Here is a 24118-nt window from a genome sequence, read left to right on the forward strand (position 1 = left end):
CGCCAGTCCCTAAGGGGGTGTACTGTGAAACGCAATGATCTACTCGCTATCTGTCTGGCGATTTTCTCCATGTTTCTCGGGGCAGGGAATATTATTTTTCCACCGATTGTCGGCCAGCAGGCGGGCGAATTTATCCTGCAGGGCGGACTGGGTTTCATGGCTGGTGATATCGGCCTGACCCTGTTAACGCTGGTCGGCGTCGCCATGGCTGGCGGCCCTGACAAGGTGACCCGTGACCTGCCGGCCTGGGCGGGAAAAGCTTTCTGGATAGCGCTGTTCGCCGTCATGGGGCCTGCCTTCGTCGTACCCAGAAGTGCCCATGTTGCCTATGAGATCGGACTGCAGCCATTTATTGGTAACCCGGGCGCACTCACCCTGAATCTATACGCCGTCGTTTTCCTGGCCATTGCCGGCTGGTTTGCAATCAACCCCAGTCGTTTGATTGTTTCGGTGGGAAAAAAGATGGCTCCCCTGCTGTTGTTGATGTTAACCGTGATTGCCATCGCTACCCTCTGGCAGCCCCAGGGCGGTATTGAAGCGGCGACCGGCGCCTATGCCAGCAATGCGTTCTCAGAAGGAATGGTGCAGGGTTACCTGACCATGGATGCCCTGGGACCACTCTGTCTGGGCTGGATGATTGCGCAACTGTTGAGAAACCACGGCGTGCGCAGTGACCGGGATATCGTCCGTTATAGCGCCATGGTGGGCCTGTTCGCAGCTCTCGGAATGGCACTGGTCTACAGCGCACTGTTGTACCTTGGCGCCACCAGCCATGGTGTTGCACCGGAAGCCACCAATGGCGCCCATATCCTGACCGCCTACATTACTGCTTTGTTCGGCACATCCGGCACGTTGATCATGGGTATTATCATTACCCTGGCCTGTCTGACCACCGCGATCGGTACACCCAGTGCCTGCGCCGAATACTTCCACACCATTGGCCCGCGCTTCACCTATTGCCAGTACATCATTGTTATCTACCTGGTTGCCGCCCTGGTCGCCACCCTTGGCCTGGAGCAACTGATTGCGGTTTCCATTCCAGTCATGGTGATCATTTACCCGCTGGCCATTGCCTTGACCGTGGTTGGGATGGTACGCCGTTGGATCAAGCATCCCGTATTGGTTACACGTCTGGTTGCTGCTACCACGCTGTTGTTCGCAGCACTGGATGGGTGGCAGGCATCCGGATTAATGCCGGCCATGCTGAATACCTTGCTGACAGATAACCTACCATTGTTTGCCCAGCACATGACCTGGCTGGTGGCAGCCGTCATCGCCTTGATTATTGGCGTACTGTACAGCCATATGAAAAAGCCAAACAGCCATGTAGACATTGCAGCAAGTGTAAGCACTGCAAAATAATGCGATAAGCCGGGGAGCATAGCCCCCGGCTAGCATCTTCAGAAATCCGGACAATAGCAGAGTACGGCTATCCACCGTGACACCTAAGCGGTAAATGACGTTTAACACCCTTAACTGCAGCCATCACGCAGTTAATCTGCTGATAAAACATCCTTTGAAATGGATAACAGCAGCCGGGATGACAGTCTGGTTATTGCAGGATAAGCCTTTTTTGGGGTGCTCTGTACTGCACTATGGCTGCAAAAGGCACTCAGGAAAAACATATTTAAACGGCAATCGCCTGGCTCAGCACACCTGCACGGCACCTTGGAAAATAGGCGCTAAACTTAGCAATTTTATTTCTCGGTCTCTGTGCCATGGGCACCATTGCAAGTCATCCCGCCGGCATTGGTTACGCACGCCGGGCGCTTGAATATCTGCTGTCAGGCAGCGGTATCCATTTTGATGGCGCAAATCCCTGGGATATTCACGTTCACGACCCCCGCTTTTATTCCCGTGCCCTCAGAGAACGCTCTCTGGGACTGGGAGAGTCCTATATGGATGGCTGGTGGGACTGCGATCAACTGGATGCCTTGTTCCAAAAGCTTCTGCAGCACCGCGCCGACCGGCTGGCGCATCGCAGGTTTGGGTTTATTCTGGACTCCCTTAAAACACGCCTGTTCAATTTCCAAAGCCGTCGTCGTGCATTCGACGTAGGTGAACAACATTACAACCTGGGCAACGACCTGTTCTCTGTCATGCTGGATCCCAGCATGAGTTACAGCTGTGGGTACTGGAAAACCGCATCAACGCTCAAAGAAGCCCAAGCGGCCAAACTCCGGCTTATTTGTGAAAAGCTGCAACTCACTCCCGGCATGACCCTGCTGGATATCGGCTGTGGATGGGGCGGGCTTGCTGAATTTGCCGCCACCCATTACGGGGTAGAAGTCACTGGTATCACCATATCCGATGAACAGATGAAACTGGCCTGTGAGCGAACCCGACACCTGCCGGTCAGTATCATCCTGAAGGATTACAGGGAGATGGACGGCCAGTTTGATCGCGCGGTTTCCGTGGGCATGTTTGAGCATGTGGGTGAAAAAAACTACCGGTTGTACATGGAAACTGTCCACCGACTATTGAAACCCGATGGTTATTTCCTGCTCCACACCATCGGCAATAACACCACGACACATGGCCGTGATCCGTGGATTCACAAATATATCTTCCCTAACGGGGAGATCCCCTCACCGATACAGCTGACCCGCAGTATTGAGCCATTGTTTGTTATGGAGGACTGGCAAAACTTTGGCCCCGACTACGACCGGACGCTCCTGGCCTGGCATGAAAATTTCAAAAACCACTGGTCTGAACTGAAGTCTGCCTACGATCAACGTTTTTACCGGATGTGGACGTATTACCTGCTTTGCTTCGCCGGTGTTTTTCGCGCCAGGGAATTGCAGTTATGGCAGCTGGTTCTGTCTCACGGCAAACGACCCAACCGGTACGACGCCGCCCGTTAGTACACACTGTCAGCTACCCAAAAACACTGTCATGATCTGCAGCTGAAGTGCAGAATAAACACTGCGGTTGCCCTGCATCACGGCGTTCATCCGTCGTATCATGATAATAGGGATATTTTCAGTACAACAATCAGAATCCATCACCATGCAACGCCTGTACATTCATGGCCGGGAGATCGTCATTGATACGGTCAAGGTCAGCCTGACGCTGTTTCGAATCATGATTCCGGCGCTTATTGTCGTCAAACTGCTGGAATTAGTGGGCTTTATTGAGATTCTTGCAACATGGATCAGTCCCCTGATGCAACTCATGGGCCTGCCAGATGCCGCCGGTCTGATCTGGGCCACCACGATGCTGGCCAATATTTATACAGGCATGGTCGTTTTTTTTACCTTGCCGGGTGATGTGGGCTGGACCCAGGCACAGGTCACTATCCTGGGTACACTGATGCTGCTGGCACACAGCCTGCCGATTGAGATCCGCATTGCCCAGCGAGCAGGCTGTCGCCTGCTGACACAGCTGGTGCTACGTATTGGCGGTGCTATTGTTCTGGGGATACTGCTGAACCAGCTCTACCGTTATGGTGGCTGGCTGGAAGAACCAGTTACGCGCCTGTGGCAACCCAGCGTCGGCGATGACAGTCTTAGCGCCTGGGCCCTGACGCAACTGGAAAGCTGTTTCTGGATCACTGTCACGATCATGGTGTTGCTGACGCTGCTGAAAATCCTCCGTGCCATCGGGGTTGAGCAGGCCATCAGTTACCTCCTGCAGCCCGTACTGAAGGTGCTGGGTATCAGCCCCAAGGCAACCACCATTACGATTATCGGTATTACACTCGGGCTATCCTACGGTGGCGGTCTATTAATTCGGGAAGCAGAAAGTGGAAAAGTTGATGCCGCTGATATTTTTGCAGCGATCAGTCTCCTTGGGCTTTGCCATAGCCTGATTGAAGATACGCTGCTGATCATACTGATGGGCGCAGACCTCTCGGGCATTCTCTGGGCAAGGCTGTTGTTTGCCGTCATTGTTGTCGCCACCCTGGCCCGCTATCAGCAAAAACGCAGTGCGGGATTCAGTCAACGTTTCCTGGTGAACCCACCCAAAACAGGCTTATAACGTATCCGTTGGCAGCTTCAAGCAACCTGTCATAGGCTGACGTAGTCTTTTATCAAGGTATTGGCAATGGCAGTTAAGCAGTACAGCCGCCTTCTCCTTGGACTCCTGGCAGGGCTGATGACCATGGTAGTCATGGCAGCCCCTGCCGAGACTCCTACCAACGGCATCATGAACCTGGCGCCTCCCAGTGTTCGGATAATCAGGGATTCTATGGAGCGGGTTCAGAAAGACCCTAACCGTTCAGAAGAGAACCGGACACAGCTGACAGAGCTGTACCAGCAAACCCTGCAGTATCTTCAGGAAAGTGAAGAGAACAGTGCCACTCTGGCAGCGCTTCAAAAACGATTGCTGCAGGCTCCTGCTGAACTCAGCAGCCTGAAACAACAACAGAAGTCGCTGAAAACACCCACAGACACTGAACTGAAAAAAGACTATAGCCGTCTGCCTATGGCTGTGCTCGAAAAGCAGCTGCAGGAAAGTCAGGACCAACAGCGAACCCTGCAACAGCAATTAAGTCAGCTCAATGAACAAATCACCAATGAGCAGGCGCGCCCCGATACGTCACAAACCCAGATCGATGCCATTGGTACGCAACTGGTATTAATGTCCGATGAACTGGCAACACTGCTGAACAAACAGGACCAGCAGCCTTTCCCCAAAACCCGGCAGCAGATGTTATTGGCCAAACAGACTGCACTGCAAAGTAAAAGTCAGTTACTGCGCCAGGAAATACTGGCCAGCAGTACCATCCTTGACCTGATCACCCACCGTCGGGACCTGGTGCGCAAGCAACTGCAGATTCTCAATAATCAGATTGCGCTGATGCAGTCTGAAGTCAATCGCAAGCGCCGCCTGGTTACGGAAGAGACCATTGCCCATATCAGCAAAGTGACCGGACAGGACAACCCGTTGCTGGCAGAGCAGTTACGGCTGAATGCCGGGCTTGGGCAGGAGCTCTTGCAACTGAATGACCAACAATCCCAGCTTCAACAGGAAGATAATCGTATTAAGGACCTGCAGCGACGGATGCAGGATCTGCAGCAGACCATCGAACAGCAAACCGCCGTTTTGGAAAACAACCCGTTACTGGGCAAGATTCTCAGGGAACAGCAACAGGCGTTGCCTAAGCTGCGACTGTACGACGATATTGATACCACCATCAGTGATATACGTCTTAAGCAGTTCAGTTATGGCGAGCAGAGACAGCGACTCAGCGATCCTCAGGCAATCATTACCGCCCTCTTTCAGGAACACCAGATACCGTCTGATCAACAGACCGGCCTTGGCAGGGCTATTACGGATCAACTTCAGACCCGGAGAGACCTGCTGGATCGAGTACAGCGGGAACTGGGCACCCTGCTCTCCATCGCCATTGACCTGAAGCTGAACCAGAAACAACTCCAGCAGAGCAGCCTGAAACTTGTCAAGTCACTGGATGACCAATTGTTCTGGATTCCAACCAATCCCCCGTTGGATATGGACTGGCTGAAAACCATACCTGCCGATATTCATGATCAATTTACCGCGCTGAATACCGGCAATATTCTCCCGGCTCTATTCCAGGGCGTCCACAAGCGTATTCCACAAACCGTCATCATCCTTGCGATAGTGATGGTTCTGGTGATTCGGCGTAAAACCATTCAACAGGCACTCAGTGATTTATCCGCGAAAGTCGGTGATGTTCGCCACGACAGTATCTGGGTCACACCCCACGCCCTGTTTCTGGATGCGCTACAGTGCGCCATTCCGCCGCTATTAATCGCGCTGTGTGGCTACCTGATCAGCCGGGCCGGCGGAACCTACGACAGCCTTCGTGAAATGGGAAAACTGCTACAGATTACCGGTGGGTTCTGGTGGGTGATGGCTTTTGCCACACGACTGCACTTGCCAGGTGGTATTGCTGAAACCCATTTCCGCTTGCCTGCCGTATTCAACCAGAAACTCTACCAGGTGCTCAACCTGACCCGCTGGGTCATGGCGCCACTGATCCTGCTGGTGCCAATGCGGGAAATTAATGACGTGATCAGTCAACTGCTGACCATGCTCGGCTGCGGGTCACTTGGCATTCTGTTGTACCGGTTATATCAGCAGGTTCCCAGTCTGTTTGGTTTCCGCCTTCTTGATAGTCTCATCTGGCTGTTTTTGATTGCCACCCCGCTGGGACTGATCATCCTGATCTTAACGGGGTATTACTACACGACGCTTGTCATACTCGGACACCTGGTCATCAGCCTGTTTGTGATTGGCGTCTGGGCACTGTTAAGGGCGGTCATCAAACGCGGAATTTATGTAGCCAGCCGTCGTCTGGCCTTCAGTCGAGCATTAAGTCGACGCGAAGCCATGCGTGAAGATCGGGAGGTAGAAATTCCCAATCTGGACCTTGAAACCATCAACCGGCAAACCATACGCCTGCTTAATGCTTTCATGATTGCCTTGCTGGTACTGCTGCTCTACTGGGTCTGGCAGGACATGATCACCATTTTCTCCAGTATCGATGCCATCACCATTACCACCACCGGGATGAAAAGCGACACCTGGCAACTGGGCGACATTATGACAGCCCTGTTGCTGATACTGGTGACTATGGTGCTGTCGCGAAATCTGCCGGGGTTACTCGAAATTGCGGTGCTGTCACGCCTGCAGTTATCTCAGGGCTCAGGGTATGCGATCAGCACTCTGCTCAGTTATTCGATCACTGCCATCGGGGTACTCAGTGTTCTATCCACGCTGGGTGTCAGCTGGGACAAACTCCAGTGGCTGGTTGCGGCTGTCGGTGTTGGGTTGGGATTTGGCCTGCAGGAAATCTTTGCCAACTTTATTTCCGGTATCATCATCCTGTTTGAACGACCGATTCGTATTGGCGACACGGTCACCATCGGCTCACTCAGCGGTACTGTGTCACGCATCCGAATACGGGCCACCACGATTACGGATTGGGATAACAAAGAGATCGTTATCCCCAACAAAGTTTTCATTACCGATCAGCTTATTAACTGGACGCTCAGTGATCCGGAAACCCGTGTCGTTATCATGGTCGGTGTTGCTTACGGCTCCGATCTTGCCAAAACCCGCGAACTGTTACTGCAGGCTGCCGATGAAGACCCTCGGGTATTAAAAGAGCCTACCCCCTCTGTCTTTTTCCTGAGTTTTGGCGACAGTACATTGAACCACGAGTTACGTGTTCACGTGAAAGAAATGGGGGATCGCCTGATCACACTCAATGACTTGAATACCCGCATCGATACCCTGTTCCGCGAACACAATATCGAAATCGCCTTCCCGCAACGGGATATTCACATTCGCACCACCGAGCCGCCACCTTCCCACGAAGAAAAAACGGCCAAATCCCAAAGACGTCCGCAAACGACAACCCATTCATCAGACGATGACCCCGGGCTGGATATCGGTTTCAGTGATGATGCAGAACCCATTTAACGCTTGAAACTAAACAGCCGTTTCCAGATTGGAAACGGCTGTTAGAAACAACGGAGATTGAACGGTTGCGTTCTATTTTTGAGCAACAGGCTTCAGATGCTCCCTGACTTCCTGGTTATCTCCTTTCCAGATCACGCTATCAATGAAGTAATGGTGCACATTGATAAATAACGTGAAGAGCACGTAGAACAGGCGGGTTCCTGTCGATTGCGAGTCATAACTGATACTTTCATCCAGCACGGATGGCAACCATTCAAAAAAGAGCGCACCAAACAACAAAGCCAGCCCCCACCAACGGGCCTGTTCTACCCAGTAACGTTTTCGCGCTTCTGCCGTATGACGTTCAATCTTGTTATGCATATAAACACCGCTGAACATCAGGTACTGGAGGGAATGGAAGAATGGAATGATATAGGCGTACTTTGGATTATAGAAAACAGGTGCCAGCCAGAGATAGGCTGTCATAAAGCCCATGATGGCAACATGATTGGGTAATTTTTCCTTGAGCCAGGCTCTTCGCGCGATCAAACCACAGCAAATCGCAAAACTGATAATCGCCAGCCAGACACTGGTCTGACCAATCCAGCCCGGAATACTGAAATAGCTATACTTGACTCCCCAGAAGTCATGCTGAGCAGATTCTGGCATAAAGAATAAAAAGCCGCTTTCATTGGCACGGAACAATTGCACATAAGAACAGACCCAGAGAAGGTAGAGCGCTGTTTTGAACAATATAATTTCAGTTTTCTGATAATAGGTACCACTGTTAGAGGATGTCAGAATGAAGCAACCAAAACACTGTTTGACATAGTGCCACCCTACAAAAAAGAACATTGCATGGATGAGTATACGGACAAATAATCCATCTTGAGTGATGACGGCCGCCAGGGACAACGCCATCAAAATAACCGGAACCACAACCCCAACCATAAAGAAACGCTTATCAGTCGTGATCCTGTTACGATGATAACGATAAAAAATCTGGTAACTGATCATGAAGTGAGGAAAGTTGACAAGAAACGCAAGACACCACGTCACATACCAAAGATCAAAACTGCCATAAAAATCCAGAAAGGCAAGCGTGGTCAGGTAAATGATAAATGCCATTCCTCCCACTAACAGGAAATCAATTACTGGCCCATAAAAATAATTGGATGAAGGTGTTGCCGTTGCTTTCATGACATATCCTTGTCAATCACTGATGATCAGTGTTCCGTCACTTTATTGTCAGATAAATATACACTCTCCAGTATAGACAGGCATTGTTGTTCTTTCCGGAAACATGTGCGCGATCCTTCCAGGCGTTACTGGTCAGACCGCATCCAAGCCTTACAGACCTCTTTGCCACTCTTCTCTTAACGCTATTCGCTCCGGCTGCCGAATAGCCATACGTACCTTGTCCAGCAGTGCTGCTTTATCCCTGCCGAGGACTCCCTTCAGGATCAGATAATTGGAAGCGTGATCACTGCGAAAGATCGTTTTATTGAGAGTCAGATGTTCCAGCAGGATTTCCATCTCATTGAATAAGCCCTGTTGATCCAGTGGCTCGAATCCCTCTTCAAATCCCTGCTGGAAACGCTCCATACCAAGAGGGAAAGAGACAACCAACGTGGAAAGATACTCCGGCTGTGCTGCATTCATCAGACGGGCAGAATGCAGTGCGTGCTGTTCAGACAACTGACTGCCACCCAAACCGTTCAAAATCATGACGGAACTTTTCATGCCAGCCTGGCGAATTTTTTCGAGTGCTACCAGGGAGGAGTCCCAGGTTTCGCCCTTCTGCACCCGTTGCAACACTTCATCGTCGCCGGATTCACAGCCGACGTACATCAGGCTGAGCCCCATCTCACGTAATTGCGTTAATTCCGCAACGGTTTTGTTCTTCAGATTTCTGGGTAAACAATACGACGAGATACGTTGAACATCAGGCAAATAGTGATTAATTGCCGCCAGTATCGCTTCCAGCCGCCTGAACGACAGCGTCATCGCATCACCGTCAGCAAGAAACACCCGGTCAACCGGCATGCCAGAATGCGAAACCGCTTTCAGTTCCTGTTCAATATCCCCCTGAGGCTTCGGCCTGAACGCCTTTTGATCTGCAGTATACATCTCGCAAAACGTACAACGATTCCATGAGCAGCCATTCGTGACCTGGAGAATCAGTGATTTCCACTCACTGGGCGGACGAAAGACCGGCTCGATATAACTTGGATACACGGCGTGATCCTCAGGACTTGTCAGGCAGTTGAATCAGAAGCACAAGAGTACACGAAAACCTGTCAACATCAGTAACCGGGTCGTCCGTTTACGGAATGCTATAAAGCAGACACCCGCCATAGTCGCGGGTGTCTGCTTAAGAACACGTTTTATTCCTTGGGCGTCAACTCAAGCACCATGCCATCACAACCACTGACGACAACTGTCGTTCCAACCTCTAATTCCGTTTCACTGCGTACCTTCCAAAAGGTATCCCCGATTTGAATCCGTCCCTGACCATTGGAAACAGGCTGCTCCAGAACGATCACTCGCCCCACCATCTGAACAGCACGATTATTCAGTTCAGGATGATCAGTCTGTTCGTTATAGCGTCGGAAGACTTTCCACCAGGCGACGGTCATCGCCAAGGTGCCGATACCAAACAGCATGAGCTGGACACCCCAATCCATTGATGGAACCAGCCACAGCAGCAGCGCCATCAATGCAGAAGCGATGCCCGCACCAATCAAAAAGCCCGAGGCTCCCAACGCTTCCAGGGCAAAGAGCACCAAGCTCAGAATCAGCCAGTGCCAGGGTTGTAATGAATCCAGCAAGCCCACATTGCTCTCCTTGTTGCGTTAACTCTTGTGGGTACCCGTAGACTGCAGCAGTTCTTTAACACCTGCCACAGAGCCAATAACATCCGATGCTTCCAGCGGCATCATAATCACTTTACTGTTCTCAGAGGTCGCCATTGCCTTGAGGGCTTCAACATATTTCTGAGCCACAAAATAATGAATCGCCTGAACATTCCCCTCAGCGATGGCTTTGGATACAACGCCTGTCGCCTGAGCCTCTGCTTCAGCCAAGCGCTCCCGCGCTTCAGCCTCTCGCCTGGCGGCTTCCAGCTCACCCTCAGCCTTCAGGATTTGAGCCTGCTTCTCACCTTCCGCAACCTTGATTGCCGCCTCTCTGGCACCTTCAGCTTCCAGAATTTGCGCACGCTTTTCCCGTTCTGCCTTCATCTGACGGGCCATAGAATCGACCAGATCCTGGGGGGGAGAAATATCGCGGATCTCTATACGGGTCACTTTGATGCCCCAGGGATCAGTGGCTTCATCCACCTTCTGCAGTAGGCTGGTATTGATACGATCCCGATTCGACAACATGTCATCGAGTTCCATGGAACCCAGCACGGCACGGATATTGGTCATCACCAGATTTTGCATGGCGCGACCTAAATCATTGACCTCATAAGCCGACTTCACAGGATCTTGAATCTGGAAGAAGCAGACAGCATCAGTCGTCACTTGGGCATTGTCACTGGATATCACTTCCTGTGGTGGAATATCCAATACCTGCTCCATCATGTTCAGCTTGCGGCCGATCATGTCAATAAACGGAATCAGCACATGAAGCCCTGGGCCAAGGGTGCGCGTAAACTTACCGAAACGTTCCACCGTATAGCTATAGCCTTGGGGCACCATATAGACCCCCTTGAATATGAATACGGCCACTACCGCCACAAAGACGATAGCAAACAGATTTTCAAGTCCCATTCGTTCTTACCCTCCCATTCCCAAATCGGTTGAAGCGACCTTGGTTTTTTGAACCCAATGCTTCTAGAGCACTATTTTCTGTATGATATCGTTTTTATAGTACCAGACGCCTGAGCACTCAACATAACAAAAAACCAGAACAAGTAAGTCTTTCAGGCAAATCCATTCAAGAAATTCATCCATAAAAGCAAAATGGATAACCACACCAGTTATGTATGAGACAAGCCATCACAAGAGACCAAATTAAGGCTAACTACTCATTCAGAAACCCTAAAATTGTCATGTATTCTTACTTATTGGTTAGTGCCCTCTCTTAACTTAAACCATAAAAATATAACTTTTTTAATAGGCATTAGGATATATTTAATAGCATGGATAAAACGAATCCAGTAAAAGGGCTTAGCCGCACACTGCAGGATCCTGTTTCAGCGGAGACAAAAGTACAGCCTTCACGTGCATCCTCCATAAAACATTCGATAGAAGTCAGAGAAGAGGATGACACACAATCAATTCAAAGGCAGTTCGGTGATGAGTCCATGCCTCAATCAATTACTCCTACAGAAAAAACAGAAAAAACAGAAAAACTGACTGAGAGAGATATTGAAGAATTACAGGAAGGAGAATCACTTAAGTTAGCTTTATTAAACAAACCAAAAGAATTCATCTTAAAAGTACTATTAAATAGACTATATTCAATTGTTTTTATTGCGGACATCCCCATCCCTGAAAGAGGCAGCGCAAAAGAAAAAATAGAGTTTTGCAAACAACATAGAAAAACATTAGTCCGCACCCTAATACTCGCCGAAGCACAATCAAGAGATATGTATAAAAATACTCTGCAAGCGCTAAAAAATGACACTGAATATCCACCCAAACCGGTTACTGTTAAGGTTGGATGTATTCAATACGAACATCATGACTTCCTCCTTGAGATGAGGGAGACTGAAATAGCATTAAAAAAAATAGTATTATCAAAAGATAACCCTAAGGATATAACGCTAATCTTTAATGCCCAGTCAACTGTGAGTCTGACCTTCACATTCAAAGACGATAAAAATCTTCAAGACCTTGAAGAAGAGGCTTGCCGAATAAGAGCAGAAAATCCAGATGAGTTTGAGAGCCTCCCTCATATCAGCCTGGTCGGGAGATCAGTGTCTGAAGAACCACAAGCCTATAGACTCGTTATAAGAATAGACATGAAAGATTTTGAGCTGTCACTGGATCCAGATGCGCAGGAGACTCCATCAGTTCATGGATTCCTAGATTCAGGGTATATTAGCGCCATTAAAGACTACATAACAGAATCAGAAACTTCTTTCGCTGATATATTTTCAGGTATTCAGCCGGAGAGGCTGCAAGAGAATATGGAGATCCTCATTAGAGTACTATGCATGGAGCTGTTGAATCCAACCTCAGACTCACCTTTACCAAAGGCAAACTTAACGCTAGTTGATACAACATTTAAATCTGAAAAAACAACCCAGGAAGAGCCATTGGAAGCAGAAGCATCTGCCTCCCATACTTATTTAAAACTAACACATAAAATTGAAACAAAGGGAGTTAGCATGACAATACCTGAAAATGCTGCAGAAGTCATGACCGTGCCCCCAAAATTACCGGCTGCAATTGCAGTCATCTATCACCATTTAAAGCGCACTGGAATAATAAACCTAGATGATTTTTTCACTAGCCTTTTTCCCAATGTAGGTATATTCAAAGAGGTCATAAAACCACTCATCAAACAGGCTCGCAAAAAGTTGCCCGATACTGTTGACGGTATTAGATATGAAGTTGCTGGAATAGGTTACTTACTGGACTCTTTAAGACAAATGTATCAAAGATCAATTAATCCAATACAAAGCGGGAAACCAGATAACCTATGCATTACAATAAACAATGTATGCGCAACAATAAATTCTCCAATTATGAATACCACATCTGTTGATGATAAATTACCCCCATCTACTGCGACGATAAAAGAAGCAACATCAAAAACAGTGGCAGAAATGGCGTTAGTAAGGAGTAATTTTTTTATAAGACATCCGAAAGCTGCTGTATTAGCTGCTGTCGCCCACGATTTTGTCGATGAAATAAAAGGCAGAATTTTCCCGAGAAAAAAACCAAAACGCCGCCGCGCCACTCAAGCAGCAGGAGCCAATGACCTGCTAGTGACTCTTGATAGGCTGACACTGACGACAAAGAGTCTTGAGTGCAAAGTAACGTCTAGATTGAAAAATATTTCACTGTCTAGTGATGGGTCTCCCGTTGTTCAACTTGAGGTCAAAGGAACACAGCCTGAAGACAGCGCCTTAACAGAATTGCCACCCCCAGAAATAATAGAGGAATCATTAACAACGCATACGTCTTCTGCACTTACAGAAGTTAGGCCTGATAGTGTTTGTGAACCTGCCATATGTGTAAAAATAAATAGCCAAAGGAAAACCAATACATGGCCATTTTCTGGCGTTATTGATATTACTAGCAAAGGACAACTTCATGTTGAGATGTCATCTACAAAAGAAGGTGGTCAATCCGACAAGTCGACAGGTGCTGGAAAGAAAATATCCACTGCAGAAGGTGCGCGTGCTGCAAAAGCATCAATAGTGGTAGCACAGGAGCAAAAGGAGCCTGTCAGCCTAAGATTACGATATCCGCTAGAGCTAACGGCAACTGTCATTGAAGATATCGATGATGAGTTTGAACGTGTAAGCCCATCATCAAAACTACAGGAAACATGGGAAGAGCATCTCACGGTACCAGATCCATCACAAATACTTCTTCTCGATACATCGGTAGAAAAGCCCAGGCTGACAAATCCCCTGCAAGCATTACCTGGAGATCTAATGGAGGATCTCCAGGCTACTGGTACACCGCAAAAATTGGAAAAAGCCGCAGGTGTCACTGAACATTATTCTGGACATATACCTAAATGCACTACGCCTACACGAAAGGAGTATTGCGCGACGCTAAAAATACTAAATATCGATGAAATCATTCCACCAAATGTGGATAACATTACAGCAGGTAAAGAACTATCGTTAATAACTAGAATCCTCGCACAATCTAGAGAAGGTTCACAGTGAGAGTGAGAAATTACTTTATAACTGCAAACATCCCTAAACAGGTATTTTTTTGCAATAAAAAATACCTGTTCTGTAAAAAAATAGAGGTTATTCAATATCGCCAACACTTGATATACCCAGAACATCCTTAAGGTAATAAGCATACCACATTAGACCATAGCGACTTAAAGGATTAAGAGGACGTTTCGCCACTGCGTTTGCTTTAGCATAAGCTTCACGATAACTCATACCCAAATAACGCATTTGATAAGCAGCTATTACTTCCCCTGTACGATCATGACCGGCTCGGCAATGTACGACAACCATTTGAGGCCTATCTTGAACCGTACTGATCATATGACCTAGATCATCCTGCAAGTCATTGATTTCCCCCATCGACGGCAATACTTCCAACCAGTCTTTTATCGTATCTGGGTACGCGTCAGGACTGGATAAAGCACCATAGATGGCATGATGGATGAACCTCCCCCTTGCAGGGTACTGTCTGAAGTACTTCTGCTCGACTTGTAGCGCTTGAGCATCTGTAAACCAATTTAGCAAAGACACATCTACGAGCTCAAACCTTGCAGGTAACGATGATCCAAAGCGAGTCCTATAGACTTTGCGCATTGATACTAGCAAATCATCGTAAGCGAACTTACCATTCTTCAAGGGCAAATTACTGCGAAATAAACAATTGCCTGAAACGTCGTCACAATGAACCAAATGTAAACGCTCAGGTTTGAATGTACTCTCCGCTTCACGCTCTAACGTTTTAAGCCATTCCCGGTCATAAGGTAAATTATTTACTTCACTGCTAACAAAAGGGCTATCACTTTCATCACGGGCGGCAACAGCATGTGACGATATGGCACCTAACAATGATAAATTTAAAAAAAGTAGTAACAACCTGATATTAAGCACGGCTTCTATCCCAACACTGAAACTTAAATTACATCAGCACTATGTTAGCAGCAAAATTTGAAAACGCTCCCAAATACACTTTAAACAATCGATATAATCTGCTTGGAAATTAGCAAATAGTTTTTCATGACATAAAGACATATTAAAGACTCACGACTAAAAACAAACGAAGTCAAACACTCAAAAAAAACCGTTACCTAATAGAATCGTTCCTCAAATATCATAGCCATTAAAGTCAGATTTTAAACTCACACCTTTCTTCGAGATTTCCATACCATTCCTGAAAATCCAATAGATCACTTTTTATTTATATTGTACTCACCACTATGCAAAGACAGTCTCACAGGATGTCTACCCAGTACACATACGACAGCAGCTAATTATTAACTGTGACATACATATTAAAAATGCAGAACGGAGGAAAGCTTCCCTCTGTTCTGCATATGCTGCTGTCAGATACTGGGCAACATTCCTGATACAACTGCCAACTGTGCCAATATGATTAGTATGCCTGCAACAACCGCTAATATTAGCATGGCTTTAGAGCTAAAAATCCAACCAAAGTCGTCCGCTTGGCTTTTACATAGCCTCCATACCATCACTACCGGCAAAGCAACTGCCAGAACCACCAATGCGATTGCAGCAAAACCTAATGCCGTAATAAAGCTATTGGGAAAATATAGAGCAACTAATAGCGGCGGCACAAATGTAATCACAGCCGTCTGCAGGCGACCACTGAATGTACCATTACGACGGAAGGCTTCGGCAATATAATCAAATAAACCAAGCGCCACGCCAAGAAAGGATGTCGCCAATGCGAGAATCGCAAACAGGTTAACGGCTGTTGAGATCCATACGGAATCACCAAACCGGGTTAAACCAATTACGAGTGCGCTGACAGGGTCCTGACCATTCTGTATGGCAACCAGACTGCCCTGCGGTAATACACCATTGGTGCCAATCACCCAGAGCAGGTAAATAATCAAAGGCAAAGTACTGCCGATTATCACAGCAGGACGAATCTGTGCCGGTTTATCTTCCAGATAGCGCACAATGCTGGGAACGGTTGCCTGAAATCCGAACGACGTGAAAAACAATGGTAATGCCGCCCAAATCACACTATCAGACACGGGCATGGTATTCAGGTAGGCGGGCTCCACTTTCGGCAACAGCAGACCGATCAGCATCACCAGCATCATCACCTTGAGCATAAACAACCCACGCGTCACGAGGTCAACGCTGCTGGTACTGATCACGATAACGCCCGCAAACAAGGCTGTGACACAGATTGCACTGAAACCTTGCGGAAGCGCGATGCTAAACCAATGGGCTAGGCTGCCATTAAGGTGGCCTGCAGCGCCGGTGATGTAGGCAGCACACAGTGCATAAGGCAGAAACAGGGTCGCCAGTGACGCAATAAACTGCCCTGGCCGGCCAAGTAGCTGGCCAGAAGCACCATACAATGACGTCGTACCCGGACAGGCGCGGCAGACTTCAGCCACCAACAAGCCAGAATAAGTCGCCAGCGCCCAATTAAATACCATTAATACTAAAGCCGGCCAAAAGCCTATCACGGCCGTCGCCAAAGGCATGGCGATCATTCCCGCCCCGAGAGAGGTCCCCGCGATAATCAGCGCGCTGCCTATAAGTCTGTTCTGCATACTGCCCCCTGGCAAACAGATGGTTCCTGATAAATGCAATTAATGCGTACGGGTTCTGGGGGAATATCGGAAGAAGGCAGGCGGGAAAAGTTCCATCAGCTGCGCCACTTGCGATTTGACCTTCGAACCCGGGTTCGGTCGATCAAAACGCCTCAATGACGCAGTTAAACGGTTACGCTCAACTACGCCATTGAGGCTGGCGATAGTCGGCGTAGTAATACGCTGTATGGAACATGTCAGTGTGGTTCCGAAAACCTGATGTTGATCTCGTGCGGGTACCGTAACAGGCTGCCCCATTCTGACACATACGTACAAATACCGTCGCGCTCATCATGCCTTGTTCCGGTTCTTATCTGGTACGTCAATACATCCACAATCATGCCGTTTGCGTATAGTGTCAGATAAGGATTCACAAGTGCTTTCAAAATGCGTAACAATGACTAAGCTATCTAAGGCGACTTAGTTGAACCAACAGGAAAATCAGTATGCCGTTACAAAGGACTGTAGAGGCGAACATGCGATGCCTCAGGGATTTACGTACACAACTTCAGGCGATTGGCGACGATACCTTCACCCACAGAGCTGATATTACGAACAGTACCATCGGGCAACACGTCCGCCATGTTCTTGAACATTATGAGCGTTTTTTCATCAGCCTCGGTGAACAAGAGGTCAATTATGATCAGCGCCCGAGAGATCCGTCACTGGAAACCATTCGAGAACTCGCGATCACGCGTATTGATGGGATTGTGCACCGACTGAAGCGGTTAGAGGAGAAAGGTTGTGAATGCCATATTATGTCAATCACCGCGTTTGCCTCGGACGATGACAAGGAAGATCCGGTGATGACCACCACCACGGTCATTCGTGAACTGCTGTTCTTACAGAGTCATACCATTCATCACAATGCCCTGATCTCTATCCTATTGAACTATCTGGATATTCCGGTTCAATTCTCACTGGGCATGGCACCGGCAACATTACGCCATCGCCAGACGCTTTGATATTACGGCTGTGGCGGTCTCTAGGCCGTCACATAACCATGCCGGTTTCGAAACAACGCCATCCCTTCATTGCCCAGATACTTCCCCAGCATTCGATCATCGACTTTTTTCAGGTCAACAACGATTAAACCATCCAGGGCATTATTGAAGTTCTTGTCCACATTGAAGCCGGCAAATTCACCCTGAAGTTTCAGGTAGTGTTTGATGAGTATGGGAACGCCTTTATCTTTCTCGATGGTTTGTATCAATAACGACAGCCCTTCAACATGACTCAACCCTTCCAGGTGATCCGGATCCCACAACGCTGTCGGTTCATCCGCCAGCGGTGAGGTGGGGCGCACCAGGTCTGCCAGTGTCTTATCGTAATTATTGGCCTGCAGGCAGCTTGCCATCAGCTGGCGGGATAGCTCGCTGTAATCATTACTGATACTGACCGGACCAAACAGAATCCGGTATTGGGGATGTTTGACAATGAATGCACCAATCCCCTTCCACAGAAACATGAGTGCGGTGATACTTTTCTGGTATTCAGGGCGCACAAACGAACGCCCCATTTCAAGGCAGCCGCCCAGCTTTTTCAGAAATGTAGCGTCGTATTGAAACAGACTGCGGGAATAGATGCCTTCCAGCCCCTGCTGTTCGTAAAGGCGATCCACCAGTCCGAGACGATAGGCGCCCACGATTTCCTGTCGGGTTTTATGCCATAAAAACAGGTGCTGGTAGTCACGGTCGTATTGATCAACATCCACTTCATACCCGGTGCCTTCACCGACGGTTCTGAACGTCAGCTCACGCAAGCGGCCGATTTCCTTCAAGACATGGGGTAATTCTGCGGCTGACGCACACCAGACTTCCATTTCCCCCTTCGCCAGAAGCCGTCGATCGACTGCCAGCTGACTGATATCTTCCGCTAGCAGCACCTGAGAAACCGGCTCGATCAAGGGCTGAAGCGTTCTCGTCTGTGTCACGGCAGCATGGTTTTCTGAATCCGAAGCATGCTCTCGCAACAGCAAGGTATTGAGTCGGAGAAAGTTGGTCAGCGCCTTGTCGTTATCCAGCTGTCGCCGGTCAGATGGTGTAATCAACTTGCCGGGCGACAGCTGAATAACCTGTCCACGTTTGTTAATCAGCTCTCTGACCAGACGCAGCGTCCGCAAGGCCGGATGCACAATACCCAGCAGATGAAACAGGCGACTATTGTTTCCTGCAACAAAAACCGGCAAGACGCTGGCACCAGTTTCCCGGATAATGGTAGCGGCCGTGGTTCGCCATGGCGCCTCTGTTACCCTGCGTTTCTTCCAGTTCCAGCTAGCGACTTCACCCGCCGGAAAAACCAGCAGAACACCGCCACCCTGAACCCATTCACGGGCACGTTCAATCGCCTCACGATTAGCTCGGCGACGATTCTGTGTTCCCAGGATATCCACACCAATAAAAAGCTCACGCAGTTCAGGGATGCCATTCAATACCTGATTCGCCAATACCCGCGTGTCCGGTCGAACTTTAAGCAGCAAATCAATGATGGCCAGTCCTTCAGCGCCCCCAAAAGGATGATTGGCCACCACTACCAGCGGCCCCTCAGCAGGCACACTGTCGACAATGTCACGGGTGGAGGTATAGCGAAGCCCAAGCAATCTCAAGACAACCCGGACAAAATCCTTGGGCGTTTCTGTATGCACCCGCTGCCGGTAAAGACGATCCAGGTAGCTGAGCCCCAGCAGTCGTTCCAGTAACGGTTGCAGGAATTTCAGCCGGGAGGGTACCGGCAGCCGAAATGGCGACATCGCAAGCATGGCGTCTTCCTGACAGTTTTTTTATGTTCTTATTCAGTCCGGAATATCGTCTTCCCGGAAAATGCTACGCCTTGCAAACACGCGCTTAAGCAGATGATTGGTCTGAATCAGATCCATCACCGTAACCGCGATAGCACTGGCGCATACAATACAGGCATTAACAAACAGTAGTCCGCCATCATCACCGATGATTTCACCCGCCTCATTAAACTCAGGCATAAAAATACCCAGCGGGGTAAACAGGTGAAAAAAGATCGCGCCAATCATAATGCACGATGCCATGGCTGCGCCATATAACCGTAACGGTGTAAACAACAGGATTGCGGCAATCAGCTCCGCAATTCCCACACCATAGGCGCCATACTGCCCAAACCAGTCAAACCCTGACCATTCGCCCAGTGTCCCGAAAATGAACCGGGTTTCAGGTGCACCCGAAAACTTGAAAAACAGCGACTGGATAAAGATGAATGCAATATAGGCGGACAGGATCCACGTTATCTTCCGGGACATGGTGCCTCCCTGGCGTTTAGTTATTGTTCAATGCCGGCCAGTGCTTATCGCCCTGGGTAATGAACCCGGGAATATCCTTCAACCAGCGATCCTGCACTGACTTGTCATAATTAAGATAAAGCTTTCCATCCACAATTTTCCAGTATTCGGGGTCACCTTTATAAAGATCGTTCCTTGCCGCGACCGCCCAGGCACAGTGTCCGCCGTATTGTGGCGCATAGCGTTCCGGCAATTCCTTGAACGTTTTCAGGTTCTCAGCACTACTGAAATACCAGTCTGCGCCCTGCCAGCGATGCTTGAAATTACTGCTGCCTTCGACGGGCCTCCCCTCGGTAAAATAAGCGACGGTGTCGTAACCACCCACCGCCTTGTTACTGAAGTAACCGGTATAGATAGTGTCTGCTGAAGCAATACCAGCCCCCCATAGCAACAAAGGCATCACCACAGCCAGATTAAACAGGATTCGTTGCATTTTTATGTCCTCATTCCATGACGCGTCTTATTCGGTATCCGGATAGGATCGTCCAAGCCGTTTTTCCCTCTGCCAACCCTTTATAAGAGCCAGAAGTCCATCCGACCTGGCTCCCCTGCGTCGATTGATGGCTCCAATACGAAACAACGTGTTGTACTGATGGAACAGGGTCTTATACACCTCTCGCAGGGAAGAATCGGCATCCCAGATATGCGCCGCTTCACTGCTGACGCCATTAATTTCCAGAATAGTGAAATCCTTTCCTTCTTGCAGGGAATGGGTATCCCGAAAGCGCACATCAAAGCGCCCGTAGTAAAACCCATCAATATCCTGACAAATCTGGTCCAAAGCTGTCGTCAACGCCTCCGTTATAAGAGGGCGCCCATCCCGGAAGATCGCACCCCGGCTATGGCTGCCGGCAAAGGCCAGCCGAAACGGCTGCCCTTCTGGAATCACCTGATCCAGAAATGCTTCATGGCGCTTGAAATACAAATGCGTCAACTGCCCGGCCCTTGGATCCTCTTGAATCAGGGTTCTCAAGGTATCGATACCATTGCCGTAGACGTAAGGCTGGTATTTCAGGGTGATGGAAAATAGCTGTCCTTTATCCGCGCCCGGGATCCGGATATAAAAAATGCCGGCTTCCGCCTCATAAGGAACGAGTTGTTGAAACAGGATATGGCCACCATCCGGAAAATCCTGTAGATAGGCAGCCACTTCAACCGCATCACGCACAATACGGACGCCTTGCCCACGACAGCCCATATCCGGCTTCGCAATCAAGGGAAAATGCAGGTCTGACGCCGTAATGGCCTCTAATGCCGTATTCAGTGTTTTTTCTGCCTGGGCTTTGTCATTCTGCACCCGACACCAGTCAGCAATATGTTGACGGGCATACTCACCGGCACGGCCGAAATTCGCCGCTTTGGACTCCCCGACCATCCCGCCCAGGTAAAACCCGGGATTCGCACACAGGGGAAGTGTCAGGCTGCGATGCTGAATCGCCCGAAACAGCCAAAGAATTGCCACAGGGAAATAGACCAAAGGCGTCGGCCAGAACTCAAAAAAAGCAATGGCTCGCCGGGTCCGTGTCAGCGGCGGCATGCCAACATGGGCTTGTTTGTCTGAAAATGTCGGTAAAACGGCCTGCTCAATTAACGTATTCTCTGTCATTGTTCTGAATATCCATATAACGGCCCAGTGACCGACTGATCCATCCATGCCCCAGGTAAAACAGCACAACTACCCCCGGAAGCAGCAACCACTTCCATTCACCCAACGTCATCCAGAAGTGCTCGCCCAGCAGATACAGCCCGCTAAACAGTGCTCCGGTCCACAGTAACGACGCCACTAAGACGGTACCGAAAAAGAGTCGCAGTGACAGGGCAAACAACCCGCAGGCCAGGTAGCAGGGTAACCGCATGCCCGGTATCAGCCTGACCAGGAAAACCGTCATCACCATATTGCGCGCTAACCAGCCCCTTGCTCTTTCCAACGCGGGTTTCGCTGTCAGCCGCTGAAACCGACGAAAGCGCCGGATCAGGCTTCCCATCCCATAGAGCCATAAATCCCCGGTGAAAATCCCTAAAAACAGTGCGGCAAACGCGCTAAACGGGGCGACCACCCCTTCGGCTGCGAGCACAGCCGCTCCCACAATGGCGGCATCTTCCAGGATGTAGGTAGCAATGACGATCGAGACCAGCACCCCTAGCGGATGATCGGAGAGCAATAGCATCAGCGGGTCCATCATCGGTTTCGCTTCCTGTGTCGCCTGTGAAGGCACTCTTCCAGGCAATCGGGACCACCTCACAACATCCTCAACAGCGGGCCCCTGTTTTCTTGTTATTACGCATTCAGCCAACGATCAGATTCAACGGTTTCTGACTTAATCAGTATCCATTCGATCATCATGCTTCACTACAGCGTATCCTCTCGGACACTCAAACCTGCTGAATCACAATCTATCAAATGGATGCTATGCCAAGTGAGAATACCTCGTCTCTCAACGGGAGAACCCCATCCACCACGTTTCTAAAATGCATTCATCTATATAAACAAAGCAGTTTATTGGAGTAAAGCGCCTGCCGGTCAGCCCCGTCCTTACAGGGCATTGATGCATAATCTCATCGCCGCGTTTTTGATTGTGATGCATCATCGCTTTAAACAATCAAGGTAACGATAAAATGAAACAAGACTGTCAACGTAACTTAACAGAATTTCTTCTACACTGTTTCTGAACGTTCGGCCAGACTCACAACAATGGCTGCAGTCTGTGGTACAAGGGCGTCGATACGCCCGGCCATCACAGAAACAAGTCCTCATTCCTGCAGGCCAACTGTTTAAGGTGGTATATAACCTGCATGATCAGGAGAAGAGAGTCTGAGCAATCACAGGGATTTGTGCCTGCGTCACGCACTCACAGCCATCACAGGCACCGGACGACTCACTATGGTAACCGTAGAAAAGCAGTGCATGACTTAGGGAAGGAGCGCACAATGGAACACGTTACACGCGTCAAGGATCGTATTACGTACGAGGAAGGATGCATCAAGGAATACCTCAGTAACGGCTGGATTCGGGTCGAAATGGCCTGGGGAGAAATCCGTGAGTACCAGCAAAAAGACCTGATTCCATATATGGAATTACAACAAACTGTACCAGCCGCTGAAGAGATAAGGCTGCACTGATTGTCAGCATAATAGGAATACCGGCCTGTTGATGGTGCAAAACCATAACAGGCCGAAACCAGCGGGCAACCTCAACGCTAATTGATACGGCCCCTCATTTCCTTGTGATTCTCAAATCAAACAAGCCGCCCCTTACACCAGAAGTATCGCCATTTTCTGTTAACCCAACGCTTATATCCAAACAGTACGGTCTTTTCCCGTTGAAAGACAAAATAGAATTCTTCTGGAAACAACAAGCCATTTCAGGTATTAATAAAGCGAAATCGCGTTAATAATTAAGACCTGCCCGTTAATTTCACGAGGCATTATCAACGTTAAATATTGCTGATTGCTTTTTATTCACTTAAAATCGTTCCGCATGCAACCTAGGGGTTAATTTAAATGAATATTTTTGACGAAATTCAACATCGTCTGGCAAGCAAGACTCGTATCCGCGCCCTGTTCAAAGATGTCCATGTTGAGGATATCGAGCGCATCATCAGCCGTCTTGAAGGCATCCTGGCCGAAAAGAAAGACGCTGTAGCCGCTGATGAAGCCAAACGTCAGGCCAAGCAGGAAAACATTGATGAAGTGCGTCGCCTGCTCGAGGAGCGCGGTCTGTCCCTGGACGACCTGGATCCTTCCGAAGAAGCTGCGCCCAAAAAGCGTCGCAATGTTCAGAAGTTCACTTTCCAGTATGAAACCAACAGTGGCGACACTGTAACCTGGCACGGTTCCACCACCGGTCGTCTGCCAAAAGATTTCCAGACTTACCTGGATCGCACCGGCAAGAAGCGCCTTGATTGCGTTATCGAAGACTGAGCTGCTCAGATTTGATCCGATAATCGGCTAATC

General features: G+C 49.0%; 19 protein-coding genes. 8 read left to right on the forward strand and 11 right to left on the reverse strand.

Going from position 1 to position 24118, the window contains the following annotated elements; genetic code table 11:
- The first annotated feature begins 24 nt into the window (after positions 1–24).
- The 4 genes from brnQ to mscK all read left to right on the forward strand — a co-directional run bounded on the left by brnQ (position 25) and on the right by mscK (position 7416).
- On the forward strand, positions 25–1362 hold the full coding sequence (gene brnQ / locus KHS78_RS08710; protein WP_211827350.1) for a branched-chain amino acid transport system II carrier protein: 1338 nt from the start codon (positions 25–27) through the stop codon (positions 1360–1362).
- Positions 1363–1718: 356 nt separating this feature from the next.
- The gene (gene cfa, locus KHS78_RS08715) at positions 1719–2864 is read left to right on the forward strand and encodes a cyclopropane fatty acyl phospholipid synthase (RefSeq protein WP_211827352.1); all 1146 of its coding nucleotides are present in this window, start codon (positions 1719–1721) and stop codon (positions 2862–2864) included.
- 145 nt (positions 2865–3009) lie between these two features.
- Entirely contained in the window at positions 3010–3981 is a 972-nt protein-coding gene (locus KHS78_RS08720) for a hypothetical protein (protein ID WP_211827354.1), read from the forward strand.
- Between the two features lie 66 nt (positions 3982–4047).
- A complete protein-coding gene (mscK, locus tag KHS78_RS08725) occupies positions 4048–7416 on the forward strand; it encodes a mechanosensitive channel MscK (protein WP_211827356.1) in 3369 nt (1122 codons plus the stop codon).
- A 72-nt stretch (positions 7417–7488) separates the two neighbouring features.
- Here the strand turns inward: mscK and KHS78_RS08730 are convergent, their stop codons facing one another.
- The 4 genes from KHS78_RS08730 to KHS78_RS08745 all read right to left on the reverse strand — a co-directional run bounded on the left by KHS78_RS08730 (position 7489) and on the right by KHS78_RS08745 (position 11171).
- Complete coding sequence (locus KHS78_RS08730) at positions 7489–8595, reverse strand: hypothetical protein (protein WP_211827357.1); 1107 nt, start codon at positions 8593–8595, stop codon at positions 7489–7491.
- Positions 8596–8745: 150 nt separating this feature from the next.
- The gene (locus KHS78_RS08735; RefSeq protein WP_211827359.1) at positions 8746–9633 is read right to left on the reverse strand and encodes a radical SAM protein; all 888 of its coding nucleotides are present in this window, start codon (positions 9631–9633) and stop codon (positions 8746–8748) included.
- 149 nt (positions 9634–9782) lie between these two features.
- On the reverse strand, positions 9783–10232 hold the full coding sequence (locus KHS78_RS08740; protein WP_211827361.1) for an NfeD family protein: 450 nt from the start codon (positions 10230–10232) through the stop codon (positions 9783–9785).
- An 18-nt stretch (positions 10233–10250) separates the two neighbouring features.
- Entirely contained in the window at positions 10251–11171 is a 921-nt protein-coding gene (locus KHS78_RS08745) for an SPFH domain-containing protein (protein WP_211827363.1), read from the reverse strand.
- A 371-nt stretch (positions 11172–11542) separates the two neighbouring features.
- Between KHS78_RS08745 and KHS78_RS08750 the strand changes: the two genes are divergently transcribed.
- Positions 11543–14254, forward strand: a complete 2712-nt coding sequence (locus KHS78_RS08750) for a hypothetical protein (RefSeq protein ID WP_211827365.1) — start codon at positions 11543–11545, stop codon at positions 14252–14254.
- Positions 14255–14341: 87 nt separating this feature from the next.
- Here the strand turns inward: KHS78_RS08750 and KHS78_RS22570 are convergent, their stop codons facing one another.
- A complete protein-coding gene (locus KHS78_RS22570) occupies positions 14342–15157 on the reverse strand; it encodes a dual specificity protein phosphatase family protein (RefSeq protein ID WP_211827367.1) in 816 nt (271 codons plus the stop codon).
- A 452-nt stretch (positions 15158–15609) separates the two neighbouring features.
- Complete coding sequence (locus KHS78_RS08760; RefSeq protein WP_211827369.1) at positions 15610–16818, reverse strand: aromatic amino acid transport family protein; 1209 nt, start codon at positions 16816–16818, stop codon at positions 15610–15612.
- A 485-nt stretch (positions 16819–17303) separates the two neighbouring features.
- On the opposite strand from KHS78_RS08760, the gene KHS78_RS08765 reads away from it, so the two are divergent.
- Positions 17304–17822: a DinB family protein gene (locus KHS78_RS08765; protein ID WP_211827371.1), complete on the forward strand. Its 519-nt coding sequence runs from the start codon at positions 17304–17306 to the stop codon at positions 17820–17822.
- Positions 17823–17842: 20 nt separating this feature from the next.
- Here KHS78_RS08765 and KHS78_RS08770 read toward each other — a convergent pair whose 3' ends face one another.
- From KHS78_RS08770 to KHS78_RS08790, 5 genes are read right to left on the reverse strand one after another with little or no spacing between them, the layout of a single operon-like run.
- Positions 17843–19615, reverse strand: a complete 1773-nt coding sequence (locus tag KHS78_RS08770; protein ID WP_211827373.1) for a bifunctional lysophospholipid acyltransferase family protein/GNAT family N-acetyltransferase — start codon at positions 19613–19615, stop codon at positions 17843–17845.
- Positions 19616–19648: 33 nt separating this feature from the next.
- Positions 19649–20125 carry a DoxX family protein gene (locus tag KHS78_RS08775; protein ID WP_211827375.1) on the reverse strand — a complete coding sequence of 159 codons (477 nt, stop codon included), beginning with the start codon at positions 20123–20125 and terminating at the stop codon, positions 19649–19651.
- Positions 20126–20141: 16 nt separating this feature from the next.
- Positions 20142–20597 carry a YHS domain-containing (seleno)protein gene (locus KHS78_RS08780; protein ID WP_211827377.1) on the reverse strand — a complete coding sequence of 152 codons (456 nt, stop codon included), beginning with the start codon at positions 20595–20597 and terminating at the stop codon, positions 20142–20144.
- A 27-nt stretch (positions 20598–20624) separates the two neighbouring features.
- Positions 20625–21770 carry an ATP-grasp domain-containing protein gene (locus KHS78_RS08785; protein WP_211827379.1) on the reverse strand — a complete coding sequence of 382 codons (1146 nt, stop codon included), beginning with the start codon at positions 21768–21770 and terminating at the stop codon, positions 20625–20627.
- Positions 21748–22347 (reverse strand): DedA family protein, encoded by a 600-nt coding sequence (locus KHS78_RS08790; RefSeq protein ID WP_211827381.1) that lies wholly within the window; start codon positions 22345–22347, stop codon positions 21748–21750. The genes KHS78_RS08785 and KHS78_RS08790 overlap by 23 nt, the downstream gene beginning before the upstream one ends.
- 745 nt (positions 22348–23092) lie before the next feature.
- Here KHS78_RS08790 and KHS78_RS08795 point away from each other — a divergent pair.
- Both KHS78_RS08795 and KHS78_RS08800 read left to right on the forward strand, forming a co-directional pair.
- Positions 23093–23284 carry a hypothetical protein gene (locus tag KHS78_RS08795; protein WP_211827383.1) on the forward strand — a complete coding sequence of 64 codons (192 nt, stop codon included), beginning with the start codon at positions 23093–23095 and terminating at the stop codon, positions 23282–23284.
- 381 nt (positions 23285–23665) lie between these two features.
- A complete protein-coding gene (locus KHS78_RS08800; RefSeq protein WP_211827385.1) occupies positions 23666–24085 on the forward strand; it encodes an H-NS histone family protein in 420 nt (139 codons plus the stop codon).
- Positions 24086–24118 lie beyond the last annotated feature (33 nt).

Origin of the sequence: Kistimonas asteriae (assembly GCF_018263925.1) — a bacterium.
GTDB classification, from domain to species: domain Bacteria; phylum Pseudomonadota; class Gammaproteobacteria; order Pseudomonadales; family Endozoicomonadaceae; genus Kistimonas; species Kistimonas asteriae.